This window comes from Brevibacterium sp. HMSC07C04, assembly GCF_001815905.1.
GTDB lineage: Bacteria > Actinomycetota > Actinomycetes > Actinomycetales > Brevibacteriaceae > Brevibacterium.
On record NZ_KV823254.1, the window covers coordinates 24,236 to 48,407 of the forward strand.

22 protein-coding genes are annotated in these 24,172 nt (G+C 62.7%); 16 read left to right on the top strand and 6 right to left on the bottom strand.

Features of this window, described 5'->3' with window-relative positions; translation table 11 throughout:
• The first annotated feature begins 103 nt into the window (after nucleotides 1-103).
• The 10 genes from dcd to HMPREF3162_RS04965 all read left to right on the top strand — a co-directional run bounded on the left by dcd (nucleotide 104) and on the right by HMPREF3162_RS04965 (nucleotide 10,034).
• The gene (gene dcd / locus HMPREF3162_RS04920) at nucleotides 104-703 is read left to right on the top strand and encodes a dCTP deaminase (protein WP_070575450.1); all 600 of its coding nucleotides are present in this window, start codon (nucleotides 104-106) and stop codon (nucleotides 701-703) included.
• A complete protein-coding gene (locus HMPREF3162_RS04925) occupies nucleotides 703-1,584 on the top strand; it encodes a hypothetical protein (protein WP_070777099.1) in 882 nt (293 codons plus the stop codon). The genes dcd and HMPREF3162_RS04925 overlap by 1 nt, the downstream gene beginning before the upstream one ends.
• A gap of 63 nt (nucleotides 1,585-1,647) precedes the next feature.
• Nucleotides 1,648-4,725, top strand: a complete 3,078-nt coding sequence (locus tag HMPREF3162_RS04930; RefSeq protein WP_070777100.1) for a Na+/H+ antiporter subunit A — start codon at nucleotides 1,648-1,650, stop codon at nucleotides 4,723-4,725.
• Nucleotides 4,722-5,276 carry a Na(+)/H(+) antiporter subunit C gene (locus HMPREF3162_RS04935; protein ID WP_070575459.1) on the top strand — a complete coding sequence of 185 codons (555 nt, stop codon included), beginning with the start codon at nucleotides 4,722-4,724 and terminating at the stop codon, nucleotides 5,274-5,276. The genes HMPREF3162_RS04930 and HMPREF3162_RS04935 overlap by 4 nt, the downstream gene beginning before the upstream one ends.
• On the top strand, nucleotides 5,273-6,964 hold the full coding sequence (locus tag HMPREF3162_RS04940; protein WP_070575462.1) for a Na+/H+ antiporter subunit D: 1,692 nt from the start codon (nucleotides 5,273-5,275) through the stop codon (nucleotides 6,962-6,964). The genes HMPREF3162_RS04935 and HMPREF3162_RS04940 overlap by 4 nt, the downstream gene beginning before the upstream one ends.
• Complete coding sequence (locus HMPREF3162_RS04945) at nucleotides 6,961-7,725, top strand: Na+/H+ antiporter subunit E (RefSeq protein WP_083318912.1); 765 nt, start codon at nucleotides 6,961-6,963, stop codon at nucleotides 7,723-7,725. The genes HMPREF3162_RS04940 and HMPREF3162_RS04945 overlap by 4 nt, the downstream gene beginning before the upstream one ends.
• Nucleotides 7,725-8,126 carry an MrpF/PhaF family protein gene (locus tag HMPREF3162_RS04950; protein ID WP_070777101.1) on the top strand — a complete coding sequence of 134 codons (402 nt, stop codon included), beginning with the start codon at nucleotides 7,725-7,727 and terminating at the stop codon, nucleotides 8,124-8,126. Before HMPREF3162_RS04945 ends, HMPREF3162_RS04950 begins: the two co-directional genes overlap by 1 nt.
• Nucleotides 8,123-8,710, top strand: a complete 588-nt coding sequence (gene mnhG / locus HMPREF3162_RS04955; RefSeq protein WP_070777102.1) for a monovalent cation/H(+) antiporter subunit G — start codon at nucleotides 8,123-8,125, stop codon at nucleotides 8,708-8,710. The genes HMPREF3162_RS04950 and mnhG overlap by 4 nt, the downstream gene beginning before the upstream one ends.
• On the top strand, nucleotides 8,703-9,533 hold the full coding sequence (locus HMPREF3162_RS04960) for an HpcH/HpaI aldolase family protein (protein WP_176747337.1): 831 nt from the start codon (nucleotides 8,703-8,705) through the stop codon (nucleotides 9,531-9,533). The genes mnhG and HMPREF3162_RS04960 overlap by 8 nt, the downstream gene beginning before the upstream one ends.
• 12 nt (nucleotides 9,534-9,545) lie before the next feature.
• The gene (locus HMPREF3162_RS04965; RefSeq protein ID WP_070575471.1) at nucleotides 9,546-10,034 is read left to right on the top strand and encodes a hypothetical protein; all 489 of its coding nucleotides are present in this window, start codon (nucleotides 9,546-9,548) and stop codon (nucleotides 10,032-10,034) included.
• Nucleotides 10,035-10,130: 96 nt separating this feature from the next.
• Here the strand turns inward: HMPREF3162_RS04965 and HMPREF3162_RS04970 are convergent, their stop codons facing one another.
• The 3 genes from HMPREF3162_RS04970 to HMPREF3162_RS04980 all read right to left on the bottom strand — a co-directional run bounded on the left by HMPREF3162_RS04970 (nucleotide 10,131) and on the right by HMPREF3162_RS04980 (nucleotide 13,349).
• A complete protein-coding gene (locus HMPREF3162_RS04970; protein WP_070575473.1) occupies nucleotides 10,131-11,132 on the bottom strand; it encodes a glycine betaine ABC transporter substrate-binding protein in 1,002 nt (333 codons plus the stop codon).
• 91 nt (nucleotides 11,133-11,223) lie between these two features.
• Nucleotides 11,224-12,075 carry an ABC transporter permease gene (locus HMPREF3162_RS04975; RefSeq protein ID WP_070575476.1) on the bottom strand — a complete coding sequence of 284 codons (852 nt, stop codon included), beginning with the start codon at nucleotides 12,073-12,075 and terminating at the stop codon, nucleotides 11,224-11,226.
• A 2-nt stretch (nucleotides 12,076-12,077) separates the two neighbouring features.
• Nucleotides 12,078-13,349, bottom strand: a complete 1,272-nt coding sequence (locus tag HMPREF3162_RS04980) for a quaternary amine ABC transporter ATP-binding protein (protein ID WP_070777103.1) — start codon at nucleotides 13,347-13,349, stop codon at nucleotides 12,078-12,080.
• A 371-nt stretch (nucleotides 13,350-13,720) separates the two neighbouring features.
• Between HMPREF3162_RS04980 and HMPREF3162_RS04985 the strand changes: the two genes are divergently transcribed.
• The 4 genes from HMPREF3162_RS04985 to aroD all read left to right on the top strand — a co-directional run bounded on the left by HMPREF3162_RS04985 (nucleotide 13,721) and on the right by aroD (nucleotide 17,239).
• Nucleotides 13,721-14,356: a hypothetical protein gene (locus HMPREF3162_RS04985; protein ID WP_070777104.1), complete on the top strand. Its 636-nt coding sequence runs from the start codon at nucleotides 13,721-13,723 to the stop codon at nucleotides 14,354-14,356.
• A gap of 146 nt (nucleotides 14,357-14,502) precedes the next feature.
• A complete protein-coding gene (locus HMPREF3162_RS04990; protein ID WP_070777105.1) occupies nucleotides 14,503-15,096 on the top strand; it encodes a copper chaperone PCu(A)C in 594 nt (197 codons plus the stop codon).
• 2 nt (nucleotides 15,097-15,098) lie between these two features.
• Nucleotides 15,099-16,421 carry a Dyp-type peroxidase gene (locus HMPREF3162_RS04995; protein WP_070777106.1) on the top strand — a complete coding sequence of 441 codons (1,323 nt, stop codon included), beginning with the start codon at nucleotides 15,099-15,101 and terminating at the stop codon, nucleotides 16,419-16,421.
• A gap of 17 nt (nucleotides 16,422-16,438) precedes the next feature.
• Entirely contained in the window at nucleotides 16,439-17,239 is an 801-nt protein-coding gene (gene aroD, locus HMPREF3162_RS05000) for a type I 3-dehydroquinate dehydratase (RefSeq protein ID WP_070777107.1), read from the top strand.
• A 321-nt stretch (nucleotides 17,240-17,560) separates the two neighbouring features.
• On the opposite strand, the gene HMPREF3162_RS05005 is transcribed toward aroD, so the two are convergent.
• The 3 genes from HMPREF3162_RS05005 to HMPREF3162_RS05015 all read right to left on the bottom strand — a co-directional run bounded on the left by HMPREF3162_RS05005 (nucleotide 17,561) and on the right by HMPREF3162_RS05015 (nucleotide 21,610).
• Nucleotides 17,561-19,924 (bottom strand): (Fe-S)-binding protein, encoded by a 2,364-nt coding sequence (locus tag HMPREF3162_RS05005; RefSeq protein ID WP_141759545.1) that lies wholly within the window; start codon nucleotides 19,922-19,924, stop codon nucleotides 17,561-17,563.
• Nucleotides 19,925-19,998: 74 nt separating this feature from the next.
• Complete coding sequence (locus HMPREF3162_RS05010; RefSeq protein ID WP_070575493.1) at nucleotides 19,999-20,271, bottom strand: DUF4235 domain-containing protein; 273 nt, start codon at nucleotides 20,269-20,271, stop codon at nucleotides 19,999-20,001.
• A 163-nt stretch (nucleotides 20,272-20,434) separates the two neighbouring features.
• Nucleotides 20,435-21,610, bottom strand: coding sequence for a VIT1/CCC1 transporter family protein (locus HMPREF3162_RS05015; RefSeq protein WP_371089262.1), 1,176 nt, complete (start codon nucleotides 21,608-21,610; stop codon nucleotides 20,435-20,437).
• A 215-nt stretch (nucleotides 21,611-21,825) separates the two neighbouring features.
• On the opposite strand from HMPREF3162_RS05015, the gene HMPREF3162_RS05020 reads away from it, so the two are divergent.
• Complete coding sequence (locus HMPREF3162_RS05020; RefSeq protein WP_070777108.1) at nucleotides 21,826-22,281, top strand: DUF3817 domain-containing protein; 456 nt, start codon at nucleotides 21,826-21,828, stop codon at nucleotides 22,279-22,281.
• 101 nt (nucleotides 22,282-22,382) lie between these two features.
• Nucleotides 22,383-23,876 carry a glutamate-cysteine ligase family protein gene (locus tag HMPREF3162_RS05025; RefSeq protein WP_070777109.1) on the top strand — a complete coding sequence of 498 codons (1,494 nt, stop codon included), beginning with the start codon at nucleotides 22,383-22,385 and terminating at the stop codon, nucleotides 23,874-23,876.
• Nucleotides 23,877-24,172: the final 296 nt, after the last annotated feature.

Consider the following 24,172-nt stretch of genomic DNA (forward strand, 5'->3'; position numbering starts at 1 on the left):
CATCGGTGCGGGGTGTAGGTCAGGTTCAACTGTAAACGATTTTTGCCCCGATGTTAAGAATCTGCTCAATGCGCGTGGTATAAGGCCGATGTAGCCTGGTGACGTGAGTCTCCTATCTGATGGCGAAATCCGGGCCGAACTTGCCGAAGGCCGCATCCGCTTGGACCCGCTGGATGAAAGTCTGGTTCAGCCGGCTTCCGTCGACGTGTGCTTGGATCGCAGCTTCCGGCTGTTCGACAACCACAAGTACTCGGTCATCGACCCATCCCAGGAACAGCCCGAACTGACCCGCCTGGTGGAGACCCACGGCAATGAGCCCTTTGTGCTGCACCCCGGTGAGTTTGTGCTCGCCTCGACCCTGGAAGTCGTGACCCTGCCAACCGACATCGCGGCCCGCCTGGAAGGCAAGTCGAGCCTCGGCCGCCTGGGGCTGCTCACCCACTCCACCGCAGGCTTCATCGACCCCGGGTTCTCTGGCCACGTGACCCTCGAACTGTCGAACGTCGCCACTTTGCCCATCACCCTGTGGCCGGGCATGAAGATCGGCCAGCTGTGCTTCTTCCGTCTGGGCGCGCAGGCTCAGCGCCCCTACGGAGCCGACCCGGCAACCGCGAACCGCTACATGGGACAGCGCGGCCCCACGGCTTCGCGGTCCTTTGAGAACTTCTACCGCGCACCTATGAACCAGGAGGACCCACGCTGATGTCCCAGGTCGCTGATCCGCAGACCCTGCGAAGCCAACACCTGCTGCTTGTCGACAACACGATTCTCGACAGCGACATCGACGTTCTCCTGTCAAACGTGCTGCCGCGTGTCGAAACCGACGGCGCTGTGCGAACGCTCAGCCGATACTCCACGCTGACCGGACCGCTGAAGATCACTGCCAGCGCTGCCGCAGAAGCCCAGATCCCAACCATTTTCCGCAAGGCCTACGCGCTGTCCAGTCCGCGAGAGCGCGAACCAGAGCCTCCACCGGAATGGTTCTTCCACTCCGAGGGAATCGAAAAGCTGTTTCCGAACGGGCTGCCGATTCGCGAAGAAGAGCGCGGCATCGAACTGCTCATAGCGCTCGCTCGCCGCCTGCACTCTGCTGTGCGGATAGCCGACGATGCCGAACCCGGCGGGCACGAGCGGATCATCGCGCCCGATCCCAGCGCTCACCCCGCAATCACCGTGTTCTCCCCTTACTGGATCACTTCGGACCTCCTGATGCCCCACATCAAAAACGCGGTGCCGGAAGGCAAGGTGGTCGACACCTCGGCCTATGTTCCCGAAGACCAAGAACTCGACGGCTACTCCCTCGACGTCGATCTGGGCGAGGGGCGAGGGCTGATCGAACTGGGCGTCATCGTCGAAACCGCCCTGCCGACAATCGTGGAGCGCTTCGCCGACGGCCCCCAGGTGGCCTACTCGATCCGCTGGCACGCAGATGATGACGACGATTCTTCGCGCGCGCACCGGCGGATTCGCAAAACCGCCGGAAGCATCATCGGCGACCTCGCCGCAGCGGTCGTCGAAGCCACTGGTGGGGCGGCGGTCGACCGCGACGGCTTCCTGCTCGCGGAACACCAGCTGAAGGGGTGATGCTCACGCGGCAAAGCCGGGTATGCAAAAATATTCACTGATTTTCTAACCCCGGGGGGCGCAATGGCGACGATTCTTCTGAGTTTCTTTGCCGCCGCCCTGCTCGCCCCGATGCTGTTTCGTGTTTTCGAACGCGGGGCGTTCTTCATTCTCGCCGCAGTTCCAGCGGCAGGCTTCCTCTACACGATCCTCAATTCGGCCCCGGTGCTCGATGCTGCCGGTGCGCCGCCTGTGCGCCAGGAGTTTTCGTGGCTTCCCGAACTCGGGATGAGCATCGTCTTCCAACTAGATGCTCTGTCGTGGATCATGTCGCTCATCGTCACGGGTGTAGGCGCACTCATCTTCATCTACAGCGCGCGCTACTTCGAAGCGGACGACTGGTCGCTCAGCCGGTTTGCCAGCGTCCTCATGGCCTTTGCCGGCATGATGTACGGCCTGGTGATTGCCGATGAGCTGCTGGTCATCTTCATCTTCTGGGAAGGCACCACGGTCTTCAGCTACCTGCTGATCGGCCATTTCAACACGCGCGTGCAGTCCCGCCGTTCCGCCCTGCAGGCTCTCATCGTGACCACGTTCGGCGGTCTGGCAATGCTCGTGGGCATTGTGTTCCTCGCCGCCAGCTACGGAACCATGAGCCTCACCCGGATTGTCCAGACAGGCTACCCGGACTCCGGAACGTACCCCATGGTCATTGCGGGCGTTCTTCTGCTGCTGGTCGGAGCGATGGCGAAATCCGCCCTGCTGCCCTTCCACTTCTGGCTTCCCGGCGCGATGGCCGCCCCCACCCCCGTCAGCGCCTATCTGCACGCCGCCGCGATGGTCAAAGCGGGCATCTACCTGATCCTGCGCTTGGCGCCGGGCTTTTCGACAATGCCCGGCTGGCAGCCCGTCTTGCTGACGGTCGGCATCAGCACCATGCTTTTGGGTGCGTGGCGGGCGCTCAAACAGTACGACCTCAAACTCATTCTGGCCTACGGCACCGTGTCCCAGCTTGGACTTCTTGCCGTCATGGCAAGCTTCGGCACAGCCAGCATCACGATGGCCGCTCTGGCGATGCTGGTCTCCCACTCCCTGTTCAAATCGACGCTGTTCCTGGTGGTCGGCATCATCGACCACTGGGCGGGAACCCGTGACCTGCGCAAACTCTCCGGCTTCGGGCGCGAAGACCCACTGCTTGCGGCAGTCGGAACGATCGCGGCGGCCTCCATGGCCGGAGTGCCCCCGCTGTTGGGCTTTGTGGCAAAAGAAGCCTCCTACGGAACCCTGCTGGACGACGGTTCCACCGGGGCGACTATCGCGCTGATCGGCATTTTTGTGGGATCGGTGTTCACCTTCGCCTACGCGGTGCGGTTCGTGTGGGGTGCGTTCTTCAGCAAACCCGAAGTCGAAGCCGTCGCACCGGGCAACACCCACCCAATCCTGATTCTGCCGACCGTTGTTCTGACAGCGGGCATCGTTTCGTTTGGCCTGTTCCCGGGTGCGCTGCAGGTCCTCCTGCAGACCTACGTGCTGTTCGTCCCACCGGCTGCCGGAGAGTCCGAACTCGTCGAACTGAGCCTGTGGCACGGCTTCAACCCAGCACTCGGCCTGTCGGCAGCGACCATCCTCTTGGGCGCGCTGACGGCCTGGATTTCCGGCCGAGACGCACGCCTGCACAAGTACGTGCCCGAAATCGACTTCAACGAGGGCTACCGTCGTGCAATCCAAGGTCTCGAACGCACCGCCGCGTTCGTCACCGCCCGCACACAGCGCGGTTCGCTGCCGTTCTACCAGGCGGTGATCCTCCTGGTGACAGTCGGATCGCTCATCGCTGCGCTCGCTCTCAACCGCACGTGGCCCGACCGGCTGACCCTCGCAGACAGCTGGCAGCAGTGGGCTGTTGCGGCCACACTGATAGCCGCAACCATCGGCGTGCTCATGATGAAGAAGCGCTTTGCCGCGGTCGTCGTCGTAAGCATCTCCGGCTACGCGATGGTGGCGTTCTTCGCCTTCCAGGGTGCTCCTGACCTCGCCCTGACCCAGGGGCTGGTCGAAACGATCACTCTCGTCGTCTTCATCCTCGTGCTGCGTCGACTGCCCGGTGACATGTCCAGCGGACAACCCAAGCGGAAGCTCAAACAGACAGTGCGCATCACCCTGGCAGTGGCCTTCGGCGCTGTTATGGCAGTCGGCACGATTGTGGCGATGGCCGCCCGCACTGAACGGCCGGTCTCATCGGACTGGGGCGTTCTGGCGTGGCTCGGCGGACACGGCAAAAACATCGTCAACGTGACACTCGTCGACATTCGCGCCTGGGACACCCTGGGCGAACTCGCCGTGGTCGTCGTGGCCGCCACCGGCATCGCCAGCCTCATCTTCATCAACAACCGGGGAGCCTCGCTGCAGCGCATGCAAGCAGACAGCGCCCGCGGCCGCCAGCGGGGCATCCTGTGGCGCTTCAACCCGGTTCACGACGCCGTGTCCAGCGAAGGCGCCGACGTGTCCCGCTACCCGCAGAACTACCGAAACGCGCCGGAAGCTGCCGATGAAGTCAGCAGCCGAGGCGCCTGGCTTCTGGCCGGCCGAACGCTCAACCCGCGCAACCGGTCAATCATCCTCGAAGTCACCGTCCGGCTGCTTTTCCACCCCGTCATGGTGTTCTCCGTCTACCTGCTGTTCGCCGGTCACAACCTGCCCGGCGGCGGCTTCGCAGCGGGGCTGGTGGCCGGCATCGCCTTCATCATGCGCTACCTGGCCGGTGGCCGCTGGGAACTGGCAGAAGCCGCACCCATCAATGCGGGAGTTCTGCTGGGCCTGGGCATGACGCTTGCCGCTCTGACCGCCCTGGGCGGACTCCTGTGGGGCGATGCAGTGCTCTCCAGCGTGTTCGTGGAAATCCCGCTGGGCCCCCTGGGCGACATCGCATTCGGCACCTCGACGCTCTTCGACATCGGCGTGTACCTCATCGTCCTGGGACTCATGCTCGACATCCTCCGCACCCTCGGCGCACAGGTGGACCGCCACCAGGAAGAAGACGAACGCCGCCTGACCCAGGCGCTGTCGGACGTTGACGAAAGCTTCGACACTTCCCGCATGCACGCCATCATGGGCCGCATCGACCGGCTGGACGGTGCCGGCCAGCACAGGGGTGATTCGCTGTGACCGTACCTCTCATCATGGCCGCAGCCATGGGCGTCATGTTCGCAGGCGGCGTCTACCTCATGCTGTCGCGCTCGCTGACCCGCGTGCTGCTGGGAATCGTGCTCTTCGGCAACGCCGTCAACCTCCTGCTGGTGCTCACCTCCGGAAAACCGGGACGCGCACCCCTGACAGACGGAGAGAACCTGTCCACGGCGGGAATGTCAGACCCCCTGCCGCACGCACTGACGCTCACCGCAATCGTCATCACCTTCGGTGTGACCGCGTTCATGCTTGCAATGATCTACCGGTCCTGGAGGCTCATGAGGCGCGAAAACCTCGACGACGACCTTGAAGACATCCGCATCGGGCTGCAGTCGCGCGCCACCATGGGCGATGAGGGAGATGTTTCCGAAGAACAGGACGACACCGAGTTCGGCGGTGACGCGGAATTCCCCGTCACCGGGGCCGTCAAACTGCTGGACCTCGACGGCGAACCAGACGATCAGCGAACAGCACACGATGAGCCAAACGGCACCTCGGCACAGCAGCGGGAAAGGGGAGAGGACTCATGACACTCGCAGCCCTTGTTCCGCTGCCGGTTGTGCTGCCGCTGCTGGGAGCCGGCATCAACCTGCTGGCGGGAATGCGCGTGCGCCTGCAGAACCTGGTGACAGTCGTGACGCTGGTGGCCATGCTCGGCATCAGCGGTGTGCTCCTCTGGGCCACAGACAACCAGGGCATCCAAGTGGTCGCAGTCGGAGGATGGGAACTTCCGTTCGGCATTGCGCTCGTAGTCGACCGACTCTCAGCGCTCATGCTGGTGGTCTCAATGTTCGTCACCCTCAGCGTGTTCATCTACGCAGTCGGCCAGGAGATGACCGACGACTCCGACCAGTCACCCGTGTCGGTGTTCAATCCCGCCTACCTCATCCTTTGCGCTGGTGTGGCAGCTTCGTTCATAGCCGGCGATCTCTTCAACCTCTACGTGGGCTTCGAGATGCTGCTGGTGGCGTCATTTGTGCTCATCACAATCGGCGTGACCCCAGAGCGCGTGCGCGTAGGCGCCACCTACATCGTCGTATCCCTGCTGAGCTCGCTCATCTTCCTCGGCTCCATAGGCTTCATCTACGCGGCAACCGGAACCGTCAACATGGCCGACCTGGCCGTCAAACTCAGCATGCTGCCGGACGATGTCCAGCTGTTCCTCCACATAGCGCTCCTGCTGGGCTTCGGCATCAAAGCCGCGGTCTTCCCGCTGTCCTTCTGGCTTCCCGACTCCTATCCGACGGCACCGGCGCCGGTCACCGCGGTGTTCGCCGGGCTGCTGACAAAAGTCGGCATCTACGCCATCATCCGCACCGAAACCCTGCTGTTCTTCAGCCAGTCGCTGCGCACTCCGCTGCTCATAGTCGCAGGGCTGACGCTCATAGTCGGCATCCTCGGCGCCGTCGCCCAAACCGACCTCAAGCGAATGCTTTCTTTTACGCTCGTATCCCACATCGGCTACCTGCTGTTCGGCGTCGCCCTGGGAACGGAATTGGGACTGGCCGCTGCGCTGTACTACACCGTCCACCACATCGTTGTGCAGACCACGCTGTTCCTCGCCGTCGGACTCATCGAACAGCGGACCGGAACCACAAAGATCAGCGCACTCGGCGGTCTTATGACCCTGTCGCCAGCACTGTCGTGGATCTTCCTGATACCCGCGCTCAACCTCGGCGGCATTCCTCCGCTGTCAGGGTTCATCGGCAAGGTGGCCCTGTTCTTCGCCGGTGTCTTCGACGCAGACTGGCTGACCATCACACTCGTGGCCATCGGCGCGCTCACCAGCCTGCTGACGCTCTACGTCATGGGCCGCACGTGGAACCAGGTGTTCTGGCGCTCCCCGGTCGAAGCCCCCGAACGGCTGCCGGAAACCGAACAGCTCATCAGCCAGATCAAAGCGATCAAAGGCGCACGGGCAATCGGTGCGACTGAACCCGACCGTGAGAAGCTGCCCGGCCCCATGGCCCGGCCCGCAGTGCTGATGCTCGCGGTGTCAATTGCGCTGACGGTTTTCGCCGGACCGCTGTGGAGGACAGCCGAAAACGCGGCAGCCAACCTCATCGATCCGCGCATCTACGTGTCAGCAGTGTTCGAAGTCGGACAGGACGAAACACCGAACCCGGACGGCAAATCCGTCCCGCCGGGCTACTCCGACGACATTTCCGAAGCCTCCGACCAGCACGAAGGTGCCCACGAAAGGGGAGGTGAGCAATGACGAACCGACCCACACCCAAACCGGAAGGGACCGCGCACAGCGGCCCCGGCACCTCGGCCGGTCAGCCGCCGAAAAAACAGAAGCCGGGAAAGCAGGAGCCTAAGAGCAAGGCGGCGCGCATCGCCGACAAAAAGGCTCTGCGGTGGGCGCTGCTGCGGCAGCTTCTGCTGACCACCGGACTGGTTGTTCTGTGGATCATGCTGTGGGACGCCTGGTCAGTTGTGCACATTGTCGCCGGCATTATCGTCGCGGTCATTGTCACGCGCCTTTTCTACCTGCCGCCGATCGAACTTTCCGGCCGCATCAACCCGTGGTATTTCGCGGTGTACCTGGCATGGTTTGCCGGGCAGCTGGTTCGGGGCGCTCTCGAAGTGGCGGCCGTTGCGCTTAGGCCGCGCAAAACCGCTCCCGGCAGTGTGATCGCAGTCGATCTGCACACCAGATCAGACCTGCTCATCACAGTCATTGCGCAGACCGCCGGACTGATCCCCGGCACATTCGTCACCGAGGTTGACCGCGCTCGCGGCGTCATCTTCCTCCACGTGCTCGACTGCAACACGGACGAACAGATTGAGCGAGCCCGCGAACTGGCCTTGGAAATCGAGGTGTACGTCATCAAGGCGATCGGCTCGGAACATGACATCCACGTGCTCAACGAATCACGCATCGCCCAGGGGCAGAAACCCGTTCTGGGTGGACGCACAATGGATGACCTCAAAGCGAAGCAGGGTGCTGAGAACAGCAGGGAGGGCGGTGCCTGATGGAGTTTGATCATCGCGTTGCAGCAGTCGTTCTGCCCGCAGCCTTTGTGCTGTTCTCCATTGCCGCAGCGGTCGCCATTGCGCGGATCGTCCGCGGCCCTGCGATCCTCGACCGCATGATCGCCACCGATGTTCTGCTGTCGACCATGCTGTGCTCTTTCGCCGTGTTCATGGCCGTAACCGGTCGGACTGACCTGCAGTTCATCCTGCTGGCCATGGCGTTCTTCGGCTTTGTCGGTTCAGTCGCGGTGTCGCGCTACGTGGCCCGCTCCGAGAACACGGCACAGCTGGCCCCACCCGCCGACTCGGACCAGCCCTCCAGAAGCCAAGACGCTTCGGACCAGGGCGCCTCGGCCGAAAGCACAGCAGACCCCAGCCCAACAGAAGAGGGCCGCCCATGAGCCTCGTCATTTCGATCATTCTGAGCGTGCTCATCCTCCTGTCCGGCGTCCTCTCGATTGCCGCGGCAGCCGGGCTCATGCGCTTTCCCGACCTGCTGTCGCGCCTGCACTCAGGATCAAAACCGCAGGTGTTCGGCCTCATTTCGGTGCTCATCGTCGTTGCGGTCACCCATCCGAGCTTCGGGCTGATCACCACCAGCCTGCTCATTGCGTGCTTCCAGATGGCAACCGCCCCGGTCGGCGCCCACATGATCGGCCGCGCGGGCTACCGGACCCGTCACCTGCGGCGTGCACAGCTGTACCGTGACGAGCTTGCCGATGCCGTGTCCCGCGCCGAAGCTCGCGAAGTGACCGCCCGCACCGAAGCCTTCGGGCAGGGGAGTGCGGATGATGATTCTTACGATGCGCCGCATGCCTCCCCGGACGAAGCCGCCGGTGGGCTGGACGTAGGCGGAACGGACCCGTCGGGCCCTGAAAGCCAGGCTGAAGCCGCTCGCGGTGAGGACCGGTCGGAGGACCGCGACGCAGGCGAACCCCGCGCTGATTTCGATGATGAGCCCAGCGAAGGAGAAAACCGTGAGTGAAGCAGACACCAGACGCGAAAACCCGTTGCTGCGTACCGCGCGGACCCGGCCCGTGTTCGGCACTTTCGTGATCGAGTTCTTCAGCCCCGGACTGCCGGCCCTGCTGAAACAGGCGGGAGCGGACTGGGTGCTGCTCGATCTCGAACATTCGGGCCTTGGCCTGGATTCTGCGCGAGCCCCCATCGCGGTGGGCCGACAGGCGGGCATCACGACGGTGGTGCGAGTTCCCGGCCCTCACCAGCACTTGGTGTCTACAGCGCTCGACGCGGGCGCTGACGCCATCATGGTTCCGTGGGTTGAATCGGCTGAAGAAGCCGAGCGGATCGCTTCGTGGACCAAGTACCCGCCTGTGGGCGTGCGCGGTTCGGCTTTTGGAATTGCCGGAGACCAGTACGTGGGCGGACCGGCGGAAGTCGCACAGCGCACAGCAGACGCCCGCACGTTCTTCCTCCCGCAGATCGAAACCCCTGGCGCTTTGGACGACGTCAGCGCTATCGCCGCACTGCCCGGTGTCGACGTGCCGTTTGTCGGTCCGCTCGACCTGTCGACGAATCTGGGGGTGCCCGGAAACTTCACCGCTCCCGTGCTCGAACGCGCCCTCGAACAGGTTCTGGAAGCGTGTGCCGCGCACGGCAAGGTACCCGGCATCTTCGCCCCGACCGTCGAACTTGCCCGCCGTTGGTCCGACATGGGCTTTCGGATGGTGTCGCTGGCCGCGGACACGGCTCTGCTGCGCTGGGCCTTTGCCGACGGCCTGGAGGCGCTGCGCAGGGGCAGTGCTTCCGAGGGCGCTGTTTCGGAAGGGCCCGCCTCAGAGGCGTGACAAAATGGGGGCATGGATGCTCTCATGCTCATCAACACGCACGAATCAGCGGTTCCCGTCACACCGCTGATCCAGCTTCTTGACAAAGCCCGTATGGCCGACGGCGTCATTGCCTACGTGACTGCTCCGGCAGAACAGTCCGCTTTTGCCGAACCGATTGAAGGCGCTGATCCGGTTGCTGCCGCTCCCACGGCAGACGATCTTATTCTGGCCTCACCCACCCTGGACGCCTTTGAGTCCTATGACGACCTCGCCCTGGGACTGCAGGACATGGGCATTGAGAGGCTGATTGTGGCAGGCGCCGATTCAGAGCCGGACGCAGAGGGCCGAGGTGCCGTCTGGGCTACCGCTGCTGCCGCTCTGGCGCACCAGTTCAGCGTTGTGTTCGCAGAAACGGCTGTTGTTCTGCCCGACACCGGAGATCGCCCGGCTTGGATGCACGATGCCCTCCAGCTGGGTGCTGTCGAAAAGCCCGCAGAGGATATTTGGCTCAAGATGTAGCTGCGTGCGCACACAGCAGTGGGGCCGCGGATTTTTCCGCGGCCCCACTGCTGTCTAGTAGAAGTTCAGCCTGTCGGCTGAATCAGACGTCTGCGATCAGGCGTCAGGGTTGGGTTCGCCCTTGAGCTCGCCCTTCTCCCACTGTTCGACCCAGTCCTTGTTGTCGTCCATCCATTCGCGGGCAGCCTTGTCCTGTTCCTTGCCTCCGTAGTTGTCTTCAGAGAACATGACGTTTTCAAGGCTGGACAGGTGCTCGTCGTCCAGAACGAGGTTCTTCAGCAGCTGGGCGACCTTCGGGTTCTGTTCGCCGAAGCCCTTCGACGAGAACGAGTAGATGACCTCAGCCTTGCCCATAACGCCCTTGGGGTCTTCAAGGTCGCGGACGGGGAAGGCATCGTAGGCCCAGTGCGGACGCCACAGGGTCACGGCGACGTCCTTCTTGTCTTCGGTCGACTTCTTCAGCTGAGCCAGCATTGCTGGCGTCGAGCTGAGCTTGAGGTCCATGTCGGACAGTTCGTAGTCTTCAACAGCCTGCTTGGCGGCCTTGGACAGACCCGCGCCGGGCTCAATGCCGTAGATGGTGTTGCCGTAGTCGCCGCTCATCGACTTGAGGTCTTCGATGGTCTTGGCCTTGGAGTCCTCGTTCACGGCGATCGTGAGTTTGGCGTTGTTGTACCAGCAGCCCTGCTCTTCGAGCTTGTTGCCGAACTTCTTGATGTAGTCGGCGTGGGTCAGCGGCAGCCAGCCGTCAACGAGGAAGTCGACATCGCCGTTGGCAACTGCGGTGTAGCCCGGACCAGCATCGAATGCCTTGATTTCGACGGTGTAGCCGTCGTCTTCGAGCTTGTTCTTCAGCAGGTTCGACACGGCGAAGGACTCGTCCCAGCCGTTGAACGCGCCGATGGTGAGCTCTTTGTTGTCGTCAGCATCTTCGCCGGAAACGTCCTTGGCTTCGGACCCGGGGATGCAGTCGGCCCAGTTCTTGTCTCCGGCAGCGGTGTCGCCGCCGTCGCCGCTGTCAGCGCTGCCGCAGCCGGTCAGCACGAGTGCGGAAGCGGCAAGCGCAGCTCCCACCTTTGCAATTCTCGGAAACTTCATGTTTCTCTCCTTTTTCACATCAGTCCGCTTCGGTAGCGGCGCGCCGTGCGCGGCTTTCGCTCTGCACGGCTCTTTCATCGGTCGGTCTGGGTCAAACTGTGGTGTGCTCGCTGTTGCGGCTGCCCAGTGCTGCCGTTACGCGGTCCAGGAAGATGGCAAGTACGACCACTGCGACACCGGCGTCAACGCCGATAGCCACGTCCAGCTGGGAAATAGCGCCGATGACAGCGCCGCCGAGGCCTTCAGCACCGGCCATACCGGCAAGGACAACCATTGACAGGGCCAACATGATGACCTGGTTGATGCCGGCCATGATCGTTTTGAGCGCCAGGGGCAGCTGCACCTTGAACAGAATGTGGCTCGGTGTTGCACCGAACGCCTGGGCTGCTTCGACAACCTCGCCGTCAACCTGGCGGATGGCCAGTTCGGTGAAGCGCACGCCGGGAGGCAGCGCGAAGATGATCGTTGCGATCGCACCGGGCACCTGACCGACGGAGAACATGACGATTGCCGGAACCAGGTAGGCCAGAGCGGGCATCGACTGCATGAAGTCGAGGATCGGCCGGACAATGGTCGAAACAACGCGGGATTTCGCGGCCCACACGCCGATCGGCAGTGAGATGAGAAGAGCGAAGATCACCGCCACAATCACGAGCGCGAATGTGCTCATGGCGTTTTCCCACTGGCCCAGAGCCAGGATGAGGTAGAAGCCGATCACCGTGACAAGGCCCAGACGCCACGTGGCGGCAGCCCAGGCGATCGCCGCGAAGATCAGGATCATGATGAACGGGTGCGGAGTTTCCAGAACCCAGTTCAGCCCGGAGTACATGCTTGAGAGCACATCGGTGATGGCTGACAGAAGCCAGTCGAAGTGCTGCTGGAACCAGATGAGGAAAGTGTCGACCCATTCGCCCAGCGGCAGGTGGGGTTCAAGCGGGTTCATGCTCACGCTTCCTTTCCGGTTGCGGTATCTGCGTCTTCGTCATCGTTCGTCTCTGGCTGCGGTACCGGTGCGACTGCGGGAAGTTCGCCGGTGGCGGTGGACTCAGTGCCCATTGCCTGCAGCAGCTTGACTCGGGGAACAACGCCCAAGAGCTTCCACTTGTCATCGACAACGCACAACGGCACCGGGGCTTCGGCAGACGGAGCGAAAAGGTCAGCGATCTGAGCATCCGGCTGGCAGGTGAGGATGTCCTGGGTGCGGATGATGTTGTCCAGGGTGCGTTCGCCGCGGTTGGCAGCACCGACGGCGTCCTCGTCGGTGACGAGCCCGAGCAGCTTTCCGCTGCGGTCGGTGACGAGAACGGCCGATTCCTGGGCTTCCTGCATTTCCCTGATCGCCACGTTCGGCCCCGCGGTGTTGTAGATCGATTTCGTGGGCGGGCCCATGACCGACTGCGCGGTGTAGACGCGCGAACGGTCGACGTCCTGAATAAAGGAGCGGACGTAGTCGTCAGCAGGATTGGACAGAATGTCCTCAGCCGTACCGATCTGGGCGATCCGGCCGTTGCGCATAACCGCGATCCGGTCGCCCAGGTACATGGCCTCGTTGAGGTCGTGGGTGATGAAGATGATCGTCTTCTTCAAGGTGTGCTGGAGTTCAGCCAGCTGCTGTTGCATTTCCCGGCGAATAAGCGGGTCGAGAGCTGAGAACGCCTCGTCCATCAGCAGAATGTCGGTCTCCGCGGCCAGGGCGCGGGCCAGGCCGACGCGCTGCTGCATACCGCCGGACAGTTCGGACGGGTACTTGTCCTCCCAGCCCTTCAGCCCTACGGTCTCAAGCCATTCGTCTGCCTTCTTCAGGCGCTCATCCTTGTCCACACCCTGCAGCTGAAGCGAGTAGGCGGCGTTCTCGCGCACCGTGTGGTGAGGCATGAGGGCAAAGTGCTGGAAGACCATAGAGATATGGTCACGGCGAACCGCCCGCAGCTCGGTGGCGTTCATCTTCGAGATGTCTTTGCCCGCGATCTCAACGGAGCCGGAGCTGGTGCTCCACAGCCCGTTGAGGGTGCGGATGAGGGTCGACTTTCCAGAGCCGGAGAGCCCCATGACGACGAAGATTTCACCGCGTTCGACTTCGAAGCTCGCGTCGATGACGGCCGCGGTTCCCAAATCGCGCAGGTCGTCGCGGTCTTCGCCGTTCTCAATGCGGCGAATGACTTCTTTTTCGTGTTGGCCAAAGACTTTGTAGACGTGCGATGCACGGACTAATGCCACTGGGTGGCCACCTTCCGGTTGACTGTGCACATCCGCGCCGGGTGGCGCGGGCATTGGCGCCGACGGCCGAAAATCGGACGACGGCAACGTTCCACTGTAAACACAGAGCACTTTCAGGCGGCTGGAAGTGCGTGATCAGATTCGGCTCACTTTTTGGACAATTGTCTGAATACCCCATCTGACCAGGGGTTATGCAAGCGTTTCGTTGTTATTGAAACGTTACCCCAAGCTCCCCTCTATTCCGCGCGCACAGACGACGGGCACTGCCGCGCAGAAATGAGGCTCTGCGGACATCTGCGGACAAGAGGGGCTGTGGTCGACTGAATTCGGCAGGCCGTGGAGAGCAGTCTGCCGCTCGATAGAATGCGAGCATGACTGCTGAACAGAAGCTCAGCATGCGGCGTGCTCGCATGCTTCGCGGTTGCGCCGCGGCCTTCTTTTCTGTGTTCAGCGGTCTGGTGTTCCACACCGGTGCCGGCGGCGCAGCTTCGGCGGCAGCGTGCTTGTTCGCTTTTCTCGTCGCCGCTTGGCTGGGAATCGTCCTTTCGGCCCTCCGGCTGCGCATCTTCTCGGTCGTTGCCGTTGTCGCAGCAGGACAGTGGTTGCTGCACGTTTTCATGACCTTCGCCTCGACCGCCGCACCGACACCTCGCGGATCGGGTTCACTCCTGGAGACTTCCGCCCATGCGCTCTGCATGGGGCTTGTATCACCCGAAGCGGGAACCGCTGCGCCCTCCGCCGCGAGCCACGCAGACCACTCCGCTCCGCTCATGCTGGCCGCCCACATCGCTGCCGTTGTCCTCACGGCAGGCTTCGTGCTGTTCGGCGAACAATCCATCGAAGCGGTGCTAACCGAAGTCGTGGGCCCGCTCGTCTTCGTTCTTCTCGCCGGTGCGCTGCCCCAAGTCCGCCGCGTTCAGCGCCCCGGTGTGTTTCGCACCCGCAATCCAGGCACCTCGGAGCGTTTCAGCTCGGTGTCGGTGCGCGGTCCTCCCGCTGCCGTGTGACACGCACGGGACTTTCTGCTGGAAGCCCTCATCCTGCCCCGCGGCAACGGACCGCGAGCAGGCCTTAAAATTCCGCGGCCGCGCGCCGCTTCCCTGGGCGCATGCCCCCTATTTGTGCACCCATGAGCGGGTGCGAAAGGACAATCATGAAACTCCGCAAGACCCTTCTGGCTGCTTTCGCTGGCGCAACCTTGACCCTGGCCGGCTGCGGTGCGGATCCTGTTGCCGCTGACGTTCTCAAGGTCGACGAACCGTGGACAAAGGCCGTGTCCAAGGACAAGGGCATGACCGGTGTCTTCGCCACAATCGATAACGAAGGCAAACAGGAGATCATCATCGCTGATGCTGAAACCGATGTTGCCGGAACCGTGGAACTGCACGAGACCACGTCCGACGGCAAGGGCGGAATGAGCATGAAAGAAAAAGAAGGCGGCTTTGTAATCCCCGCCGGTGAAAAGCTTGAGCTCAAGCCCGGTGGCGAGCACATCATGCTCATGGACCTCAAGAAGGACATCAAGCCCGGCGACGAAGTCAAGATCACCCTCAGCACCTCGGCCGGCGATGTTGAGATCACCGCTGCCGCCCGTGAATTCACCGGCGCCAAGGAAGAGTACGCACCGGGCGAAAACGATCACGGTGAGCACATGGACCACGGCGACGACGAAAGCAGTGACGACAAGGGCGGCGACGACGACCATGGCGAACACGGTGACCACGAACACGGCGACGGCAAAAAGTAACAATGACTGAGATCTCCAGACGCAGACTCCTCGGTGCTTCGGGCATTGGGGCCGGCGCTGGACTCGCAGCGGGAATCGGCGGCACCTATGGGGTCATGGGTGCCGCCGCCCGCGGCGGTGAAGACAGCGCAGGCTTTTCCGGCAAACAGACGGTGCCGTTCTATGGGGCGCACCAGGCCGGGGTGGAAACACCTCCGCAGGCGCACGCCGTCTTCCTTGCCGTCGAACTGAAAGATCACGTTGACGCAGCTGCCATGCGCCGGTGGCTGCGCATCCTCAGCGACGCTGCGGCCGCACTCACCGACGGCCGGGCACCGCTGGCGGACACGGAACCCGAAATGGCAGCCCAGCCGGCATCGCTGACGGTCACCTTCGGCTTTGGCAGGAAAGTCGTTGAACTCGCCGGTGCCGACAAGGTGCCGGGGTGGCTGAAGCCGCTGCCGAAATATCCGATCGACCGGCTGCGCCCCGAACTGTGTGGCGGCGATCTGCTCATGCAGATCTGCTCTGATGACCCGCTGACACTCGCCCACGCATCGCGCATGCTCATGAAGGATTCGCGCGCATTCTCTGAGATCGCGTGGTCCAAGGAGTGCTTCCGCCGAGCCTATGGCACCGACCCGAAGGGAACCACGGTGCGCAACCCCTTTGGCCAGGTGGACGGCACCGTCAACCCTGAAATCGACACCGACGACTTCGCCGCACTCGTATGGGGTGATCCGAACGCACCCGAAAGGCCCGGCAGTTCAGGGCGCAAGCAGGTGGAAACGCCGCGCGGTCAAGCGCCTGCGGACCTGGATTCGGCGCACCCCGACTGGATGGCAGGCGGTACGACGCTCGTTCTGCGCGACATTGTGATGGACCTGGAAAGCTGGGACCTGGCAGACGAACCGGCCCGCGATTTCTCGGTGGGTCGGCGTATGAAAGACGGCTCGCCGCTCACGGGCGAACGCGAGCACGACGTCCCAGATCTTGAGGCCGTAGGTAGCGACGGCTTCAAGAAGATCTCTCCGGCCAGCCACGTGGCACGCTCCCGCAATGGCAAAAAGCCCGAAGAGCAGATCTTCCGTCGGGTGTACTCCTACCAGTCGCTGGCCAAGGGGCCCATCCGGGACGACGTAGAGGGTGTCCGCCAGATCAACGATGCCGGGCTCATGTTCGCCAGCTACCAGGCGGATATCGAACGGCAGTACAAGCCGATTCAAAAGCGCCTGGCAGAAGGCGACCTGCTCAACGAATGGACGTTCCCGGTCGGTTCGACGGTTTGGGCAATTCCGCCCGGAGCGTCTGAGGGCGGCTATATCGGCGAGACCCTGTTCGGATGATTGCCTAAGCTGAGATCATGCTCAGCCTTCCGTTCATTCCCGCCACCGCGCAGAACAACAATCGGCCGAAGGTCATTGTGCCGTTTTCGCCGCGCACGCTTGATCAAGCGCGTGCGGTAGTTGATTGGGCTGGGCGCGCCCGAGAGGCTGGCGCCGATGCCTTCGAGTGGCGGGTCGACGCGCTTGTGGGCGGCGCTGGTCAGCACAGCGCCGAAAGTGCCGAGCTGTTGAAGATGGCCCAGCGTGCCATTCAAGGCCAATCTGAACTTCCTGTGCTCATCACACTGCGGTCGGCAGCAGAAGGTGGGCAGGCTGACCTCGACGAAGCAGGTTACGCGGGCGTCGTCTCCGAAGTCATCAGCTGCGCCGAATCTGCTCAGGCCAGCAAAGCGCACCCGAGGATCGCTGTTGACATTGAAATCGATCGCGAAGCAGCAGAGCAGCTGCGCAAGCACGCGGGGGAGGCAGGCATTCCGGTGGTGGCATCACACCACGATTTCGACCGCACCCCGAGTACCGGGGTTCTGCTGGCGAAGATCCGCGACATGATCGTCATGGGGGCAGATGTCGCAAAAATCGCCGTCATGCCCCAGGACCCGAGCGATGTTGCGCGGGTCTTGGAAGTCTGCTCGTCAGCTGTCGAAACGGCCGAGGTGCCTATCATTGCAATCTCAATGGGCGCCCTGGGTCGGACCACTCGGGTATTCGGCGGGGACTTCGGCTCCGCTGCGACTTTCGCCCCACTGGACGACGAACCGACAGCACCCGGCCAGATTTCCGTGGCAAAGCTGCGTTCAATCTGGACTGAAGTTCGCTGAAGAATCTGAAGGCACCTCGGCAGGGGTCCTGGGCGGCAGGCATCGCCAAAGGGCACCCATCAGCCGGGATCTGCGCTTTAGCCGTAAGAAAACTCCCGTCAGCAACAGAAACTCCCGAAAACCACCGTTGCTATCGGGTGTTTTTGTTGCTGAGCGGTGTGTGGGTGCAGACGAGGTGCCGGGTGCGGGTGGATGTTGTGGATCGAGGGGGCGAGGTGCCGGGCAGCTTGCCGGCTGGCTGATTGACGAGGTGTTCGGGCGCAGACAACGTGAAGGGCGCCACCGAAAATCGGTGGCGCCCTTCATGCGTGAGTGAGCTGATCAGACCTCAGCGGGTTCCTGTTCGGATTCCGCTCCGCCCTGACCGCGCTTGACACCGGCCAACAGCATCTGTGCGACGTCGAGGACTTCGATGCCTTCGGAAGCATTGCCCTCAGACTGTTCGGCGGTTAGACCGTCAGACAGCATGACGCGGCAGAACGGGCAGCCGACCGCAATCTGCTCGGCGCCGGTGGCCACGGCTTCCTTAGTGCGGTTGACGTTGATGCGCGAACCGATGGTCTCTTCCATCCACATGCGCGCACCGCCTGCGCCACAGCAGAAGCTCGTTTCCTTGGAGCGCTCCATTTCGCGGTACTCCACACCGGGCAGCGAACCGATGAGTTCACGCGGCGGTTCGTAGATCTGGTTGTGGCGGCCCAGGTAGCAGGGGTCGTGGTAGGTGACCGGGGTCTGCACCTTTTCGCCTTCGGACGGAGCGACCGGGGTGAGCTTGCCTTCGCGGACGAGCTTGTTGAGCAGCTGCGTGTGGTGGACGACTTCGAACTTGCCGTCCAGCTGCGGGTACTCGTTGGCGATCGTGTTGAAGCAGTGCGCACAGGTCACAACGATCTTGCGCGCCTTCATTTCGTTGAGCACTTCGACATTGGCCTGAGCCAGCATCTGGTACAGGAACTCGTTGCCGGCGCGGCGGGCAGGGTCACCCGTGCAGGATTCGCCGTCGCCGAGGACTGCGAAGTCGACACCGGCCATGTTGAGAAGCTCCGCAGTTGCCTGGGTGGTCTTCTTGGCGCGGTCTTCGAACGCACCGGCGCAGCCAACCCAGAAGAGGTATTCGACTTCGCCGAGGTCTTCGATGTCGGCGCCGACCTGCTTGACTTCGAAGTCGAGGTCCTTTGCCCACTCGAGGCGCTTGCGCTGGGACATGCCCCACGGGTTCTGCTTGTTTTCGAGGTTCTTGAACAGACCTCCGAGCTCGGTGGGGAACGCCGATTCGATCAGCACCTGGTAGCGGCGCATGTCAACGAAGTGGTCGACGTGCTCAATGTCAACGGGGCACTGCTCAACGCAGGCACCGCACGTGGTGCACGACCACAGGGCGTCGGGGTCGATGACGCCGAGCTCTGCGAGTTCTTCAACGTCCTGTGCGCCTACGAGCGGGCGGACTGCCTCAGCCTGTGCGGCCTCTGACAGGGTGCCCAGCAGGTCGAGGTTTTCGTGCGGGTCGGAAATGCCTTCGTAGGCGTCCATTTCCTTCTGCCACGCGCGCTTGGCCTTCTTGTCGGCGTCTTCGGCAAGAGGTGCCGGCGGCTGTGCTTCGGCCTGCGCTTTTTTGGCGGCTTCCAACCACGGTGACTTGGCCGCGGAGTGATTGCGCAGGTTGATCATCATGAGCTTGGGGCTCAGCGGCTTTTCCGTGTTCCAAGCCGGGCACTGGCTTTGGCAGCGACCACACTCGGTACAGGTGGAGAAGTCCAGCAGGCCCTTCCACGTGAAGTCTTCGACCTTGCCCACACCCATTGTGGTGGAGTCGTCCATGGCGTCGGGGTCGGAGAAGTCGAGTTCTTTGCCGTCGGAGACCATCGGCTGGAGGGCGCCGAGCGAGGTGCGTCCGTTTGCGTGGCGCTTGAACCAGATATTGAAGAAAGCGAGGAAGCGGTGCCAGGCAACACCCATCGTCGGGGTGAGGGCAACCGTGACCATCCAGGCGTAGGAGATGAGGATCTTCGCCAGTGCGATGGCGACGATGAGACCCGACACCACCGGAATCGACAGGCCGGAGAGGATCTCACCGATCCAGAAGGTCAGCGGGAAGTGCAGGATGAGGTTCGCCTGGCCTTCGTGACCCTGCAGCACGTATTCGAGGCCGCGCAGCAGGGCAATGCACAGGCAGACGCCCAGAATGGTGAACTCAACGTAGTAGGCCTGCCAGAAGCTCGAACCGTAGAAGCGCGACTTGCGCTGCTCATCGAGCGTTTCGCCCTTGGGCTTCTTGGACTGGCGGACGAGGATCAGGACGACGATGCCGATCAGGCCGGTCATCGCAAACAGCTCCGTGATCCATTCGTAGGGCACGAAGTGGCCGATGATCGGCAGGGTCGCAGCCGGGTTGAACAGCTGCATGGTGGCCTGAGCAAGCGTGAGCGTGAGCACGCCGAAGGAGATCATGGTGAACCAGTGGGCGATTGCCACAACGGGCAGTCGCGCCATTCGGGTGTGCCCCAGGAACTCCTTGATGAGGGTGCCGGTGCGGGCGCCGGCGTCGCTGGTGCGCTCACCGGCGCGCGTGGGTGCGCCGAGCTTGAAGAACTGGACGAACTTGCCGATCCGGGTCAAGAACATCGTCCAGCCGACAATGGTCGCAGCAACACCGATGATCGCTGCGACGATCTGCAGGGCTGTCATGTGTGTTTTACCTCCAGGGGGCCCTTTCGCAAGGGCGCTGAAAATCCATCAGAAAGATGGACAGAAAAGGGTGCTCAGTTGGATTCCGCAACAGCTTCGTTGCCGAATTGGCTGCGGATGGCCTGAGCGGCGTAGCGCTGAACGACGATCTGGGCGATGGCGACTCCGACACCCGAAACGATGGTCCAGGCGATGACTTCAGCCATGTCTGTGTCGGTGTCATTGGGGTCGTTCGGGGCGGGACGGCCAAGCGATTTCTCCCACGCCAGGCCGATTGCCTTGCGTGCTGCGATAGCGGCGAGCGTGCCTCCGCCTACGCCGATGACCTTCCAAGCGAGTTTGCCCATGATGTCTCCTCAGATCAGTGTGAACTTCTGTGTGTCTTCTGTCTCAACAGGATACGACACAGGCAGTTCACAGTGCGGCTTTGAGCTTCTGCCAGGAATGCTATCCCGGCCCACTGACACATGCCGAGGTTGTGAAAGCAACGCGGGGCCGCGCTGCGGAAGATCAGCCGGCAACAGATCCGAACAGCATGCCCAGCGCGTAGGTGACGGCGGCCGCTCCCAGGCCGATTGCCAGCTGCCGCAGTGCGCGCGGCATCGGGGCCTTGCCTGAGAGCACACCGACCACACCTCCCGTGAACAGCAGGGCCATGCTCACCAGCACGGCAGAGATCAGCAGCGGCAGCGTGCCGTCGAGGCCGAAGAAATAGGGAATGATCGGAATGACGGCCCCGGCGCTGAAGAAGAGGAAAGAGCTCACCGCCGCGCCCAGGCCTGACCCGGTGCCCTCGTGTTTTTCCTGCGCAATCGAGTTCGGCAGGAAAGTGGCGCCGTGGGGAGTGCGCGCCCTGCCGATGGCGGTGCGGGCGGCAAGCTCCGCCTCGTCCTCCGCCATACCGCGAGCCTGGAAGACCAAGGCGAGCTCATTGGCGTTGATGTCGAGGTCCCGCAAGATCGAATCGGCGTCGGGTTCGGGGTTCGAAGCGTCAATCAGCTCGTGCTGAGAGCGCACCGAAATGTATTCGCCAGCACCCATGGAAAGCGCACCGGCCAACAGCCCCGAAACGCCGGTCAGCAGCACCTGTCCGCTGGTCAGGCCGGCTGCGCCGACGCCCATGACGAGTGCCAGGTTGGACACCAGGCCGTCGTTTGCCCCGAAGACCGCGGCGCGGAAGTTGCCGGACATGTCAGAGCGGCTCTTGGTGGCCAGAGCCCGCACAACTTCGGCGTGCACGCGCTCGTCAGCGGCCATCTGCTCCGTTGCGTACTCATCGACGATGTACGGCGAGCTGCTTTCGGCCTGCTGGGCAAGTGCGAGTACGAAGATCGACCCGAACATGCGGGCGAACATGGCCAGAATGACCACGCCGAGGTCGGGGCGGCCCGGCTTGTCGGCGTGATGGCCCAGGAGTGTGCGCCAGTGCTGTTGGTGGCGTCGCTCGGCGTTGGCGATCGCAATGAGGATCCGCCGCTCATCGCCGGTCTTCTTCATGGCGAGGCTGCGGTAGACCCGCTCTTCAACGAGTTCGTTTGCCAGGTAGCGGCGCCACTGTCTGATGAGGCGGGGGTCGTCGGTGGCGGGAGCGTTCCCGCACGAGGTCGAGGCGCGATCGGCCGAAGCCGCCGCCTCGTCGGTGCCAAAGCCCGAATCGGCACTGAAGTCAGCAGAATTCTGTTCCACACAGGCAATGGTAGAAGGGTGCTCAGGCGCAGTATTTCTTAGCGCGGCTTAAGTCCGCGAGGTTCTCAGGAGCGGCTTTGCCTGCCGTCGGGGCCGATTCATACTTTTGGCTGACGCCTGCGCACAGCGCAGCCTGGAGAATCAGAAGTATCATCGCCTGGTCCGGCTTCTGTTCCGGCCTCGGCGCAGGAGCACTCCAAACAAGGAAAAGGTCAATGTCACCGAAACGGCTGTTTTCGATTCTCGCAATTGCCGAGGCGATCACCTGGACCATGCTGATCATCGGCATGGTGCTCAAGTACGTCACCCAGACCACTGAACTGGGGGTGCGCATCGGAGGAGGTGTTCACGGCTTCGTGTTCCTGGCGTACTGCGTTGTCACGGTGCTCGTGGCGACCTCGGAGCGCTGGGGCAAAGCCCGCGGTCTGCTGGGCCTGGGTTCGGCCGTCATCCCCTACGCCACGGTTCCGTTTGAGATCTGGGCGCGCCGCAGGGGGCTGCTGCCGGAAACCTGGAGTCTTGGATCGCAGCGGCAGCCGGCCAACCCGTTTGAGCGCCTGTGCCTGTGGGCTCTGAAGAATCCGGTCCTGGCTGTTGTGGTCGGCATTGTGCTGGTCTCGGCTCTTTTCGCCTTCCTGCTGTTCCTGGGTCCGCCGGTCCCGCAGAACTGACCGTCCCGGGTTGTTGCCCGAGGCGGCTTTCCCGAGGTGGCTCTCCCGAGGCGACGCCGCTCTGGCTGGTTGAAAGGCCGGGTTTGTGGTTGGCTTGATCTATGGGAGACGCAGTATCACGAGAGCGCTACACCCCGCGTGAGCGAACCGACTACCGGCGTGCGCTCAACGATGACCTCGAAACCTTTGATGCCTATCTGCAGCAGGCGGAGTTCGTCAGCCGCGGAACCATAGGGATGGAGCTTGAGCTCAACCTGGTCGACGCGCAGATGGCGCCGGCCCCGGTGAACCTCGACGTGCTCAAGACTCTCGATGACGACGACTTCCAAAGTGAGATCGGCTCGTTCAACTTCGAAATGAACCACCCGGTTCTGTCAGTTGAGGGAGATGGGCTTCAAGACCTTGAAGACGGACTGCGCGAACGCCTTGACCGCGCGGCCAGTGCCGCGGCTGAACACGACACTTCGGTCGCGATGATCGGCACGCTGCCGACGCTGACCGAGCAGTTCCTCGAAAGCCCCGATTGGGTTACCCAGGAGAATCGCTATAAAGCGCTGAGCAATGCGGTGATGGACAGCCGGGGCGAGCTTGTCACGATCGATCTTGCCGACCGCGAAGAGCTCAAACACGATTTCGAGGACATTGCACCGGAATCGTCGTGCACATCCATGCAGCTGCACCTGCAGGTGCCGCCGCAGCGCTTTGCTCAGGCGTGGAACGCCTCGCAGGCCATTGCCGGTGTGCAGACGGCGCTGAGTGCGAACTCTCCGCTGTTCTTGGGTCGGAAAGTGTGGCACGAAAGCCGCATACCCGTTTTTGCCCAGGCCATTGAAACCCGCCCACCGGAGCTCATCGTCCAGGGAGTGCGGCCGCGCGTGTGGTTCGGTGAACGATGGATCACGAGCATTTTCGACCTGTTTGAAGAAAACGTCCGCTACTTCCCGGCTCTGCTGCCGGAATCCCGCGAAGACTCGGGTGCGCCGATCATGCGCGGTGAAGCGCCGGCTCTGCACTACCTCAATCTGCACAACGGAACGGTGTGGCGGTGGAACAGGCCCATCTATGCCCCCAGCACCGACGGTTTGGCGCACGTGCGAGTTGAGAACCGACTGCTTCCGGCAGGGCCGACCGTTGTCGACATGGTCGCCGATGCGGCGCTGTACTACGGCTTGGTCAAGTTCCTGGGGGAGCAGACCCGGCCCGTGTGGTCGCGGCTTCCCTTCAGAACAGCCGAAAAGAACTTCATGACGGCCGCCCGCTCCGGCCTGTACGCCCGGCAGGAATGGCCGACCCTCGGTGCAATTGACGTGGCGAAGCTCGTGCACGAGCACCTGGTGCCGCAGGCGCGCAGGGGGCTCGAAAAGCTCGGTGTGAACGACAAGCTCATCGAGCGCTATATGGGAATCATCGACGGCCGGGCTGTCTGCAGGCAGAACGGTGCTCTGTGGCAGCTGCGGACCCTGAGCAGCATCAGGCCGAAGAAAACTGCTCCGGGCAGTCCCGAAAGACAGCGAGCTCTGGCTCTCATGCTCGAACAATACATGGAGAACCAGGCAAAAGGTGAGCCGGTTCACACGTGGCAGATTGGTGAATAAGCCCTGCTGCGCGTCCGCTGAATGGCCGTTTTGGCGCGAGAATCTGCGGATCTTCTGGTCTCAGGAAATGCTTTCGGCGCAAAGTTGCATCCCGCGCTGAACTGTGTGTAAAGTAGTCCTCGTTGCTCGGACGGAAAACACCGAAGCGAGCGGGCCCCAGGCCGAAGATAAGATCTTCTAAATGGTGCGGCCCCGCTTCCACTGGAACCGAAGTCTCTGCAGCAGAATCAATCTGATTCGGACTGCCCTCTGGGGTAGTGAGCTTTCACTTTTGATGATGTGCCTGCGTGTGTGGG

Excerpts from the sequence above, each read along its gene's own strand:
- HMPREF3162_RS04925 (WP_070777099.1), top strand. The coding sequence starts at position 703 with ATGTCCCAGGTCGCTGATCCGCAGACCCTGCGAAGCCAACACCTGCTG.
- HMPREF3162_RS04930 (WP_070777100.1), top strand. The coding sequence starts at position 1,648 with ATGGCGACGATTCTTCTGAGTTTCTTTGCCGCCGCCCTGCTCGCCCCG.
- HMPREF3162_RS04940 (WP_070575462.1), top strand. The coding sequence starts at position 5,273 with ATGACACTCGCAGCCCTTGTTCCGCTGCCGGTTGTGCTGCCGCTGCTG.
- HMPREF3162_RS04945 (WP_083318912.1), top strand. The coding sequence starts at position 6,961 with ATGACGAACCGACCCACACCCAAACCGGAAGGGACCGCGCACAGCGGC.
- HMPREF3162_RS04950 (WP_070777101.1), top strand. The coding sequence starts at position 7,725 with ATGGAGTTTGATCATCGCGTTGCAGCAGTCGTTCTGCCCGCAGCCTTT.
- mnhG (WP_070777102.1), top strand. The coding sequence starts at position 8,123 with ATGAGCCTCGTCATTTCGATCATTCTGAGCGTGCTCATCCTCCTGTCC.
- HMPREF3162_RS04965 (WP_070575471.1), top strand. The coding sequence starts at position 9,546 with ATGGATGCTCTCATGCTCATCAACACGCACGAATCAGCGGTTCCCGTC.
- HMPREF3162_RS04970 (WP_070575473.1), bottom strand. The coding sequence starts at position 11,132 with ATGAAGTTTCCGAGAATTGCAAAGGTGGGAGCTGCGCTTGCCGCTTCC.
- HMPREF3162_RS04975 (WP_070575476.1), bottom strand. The coding sequence starts at position 12,075 with ATGAACCCGCTTGAACCCCACCTGCCGCTGGGCGAATGGGTCGACACT.
- HMPREF3162_RS04985 (WP_070777104.1), top strand. The coding sequence starts at position 13,721 with ATGACTGCTGAACAGAAGCTCAGCATGCGGCGTGCTCGCATGCTTCGC.
- HMPREF3162_RS04990 (WP_070777105.1), top strand. The coding sequence starts at position 14,503 with ATGAAACTCCGCAAGACCCTTCTGGCTGCTTTCGCTGGCGCAACCTTG.
- HMPREF3162_RS04995 (WP_070777106.1), top strand. The coding sequence starts at position 15,099 with ATGACTGAGATCTCCAGACGCAGACTCCTCGGTGCTTCGGGCATTGGG.
- aroD (WP_070777107.1), top strand. The coding sequence starts at position 16,439 with ATGCTCAGCCTTCCGTTCATTCCCGCCACCGCGCAGAACAACAATCGG.
- HMPREF3162_RS05005 (WP_141759545.1), bottom strand. The coding sequence starts at position 19,924 with ATGACAGCCCTGCAGATCGTCGCAGCGATCATCGGTGTTGCTGCGACC.
- HMPREF3162_RS05010 (WP_070575493.1), bottom strand. The coding sequence starts at position 20,271 with ATGGGCAAACTCGCTTGGAAGGTCATCGGCGTAGGCGGAGGCACGCTC.
- HMPREF3162_RS05020 (WP_070777108.1), top strand. The coding sequence starts at position 21,826 with ATGTCACCGAAACGGCTGTTTTCGATTCTCGCAATTGCCGAGGCGATC.
- HMPREF3162_RS05025 (WP_070777109.1), top strand. The coding sequence starts at position 22,383 with ATGGGAGACGCAGTATCACGAGAGCGCTACACCCCGCGTGAGCGAACC.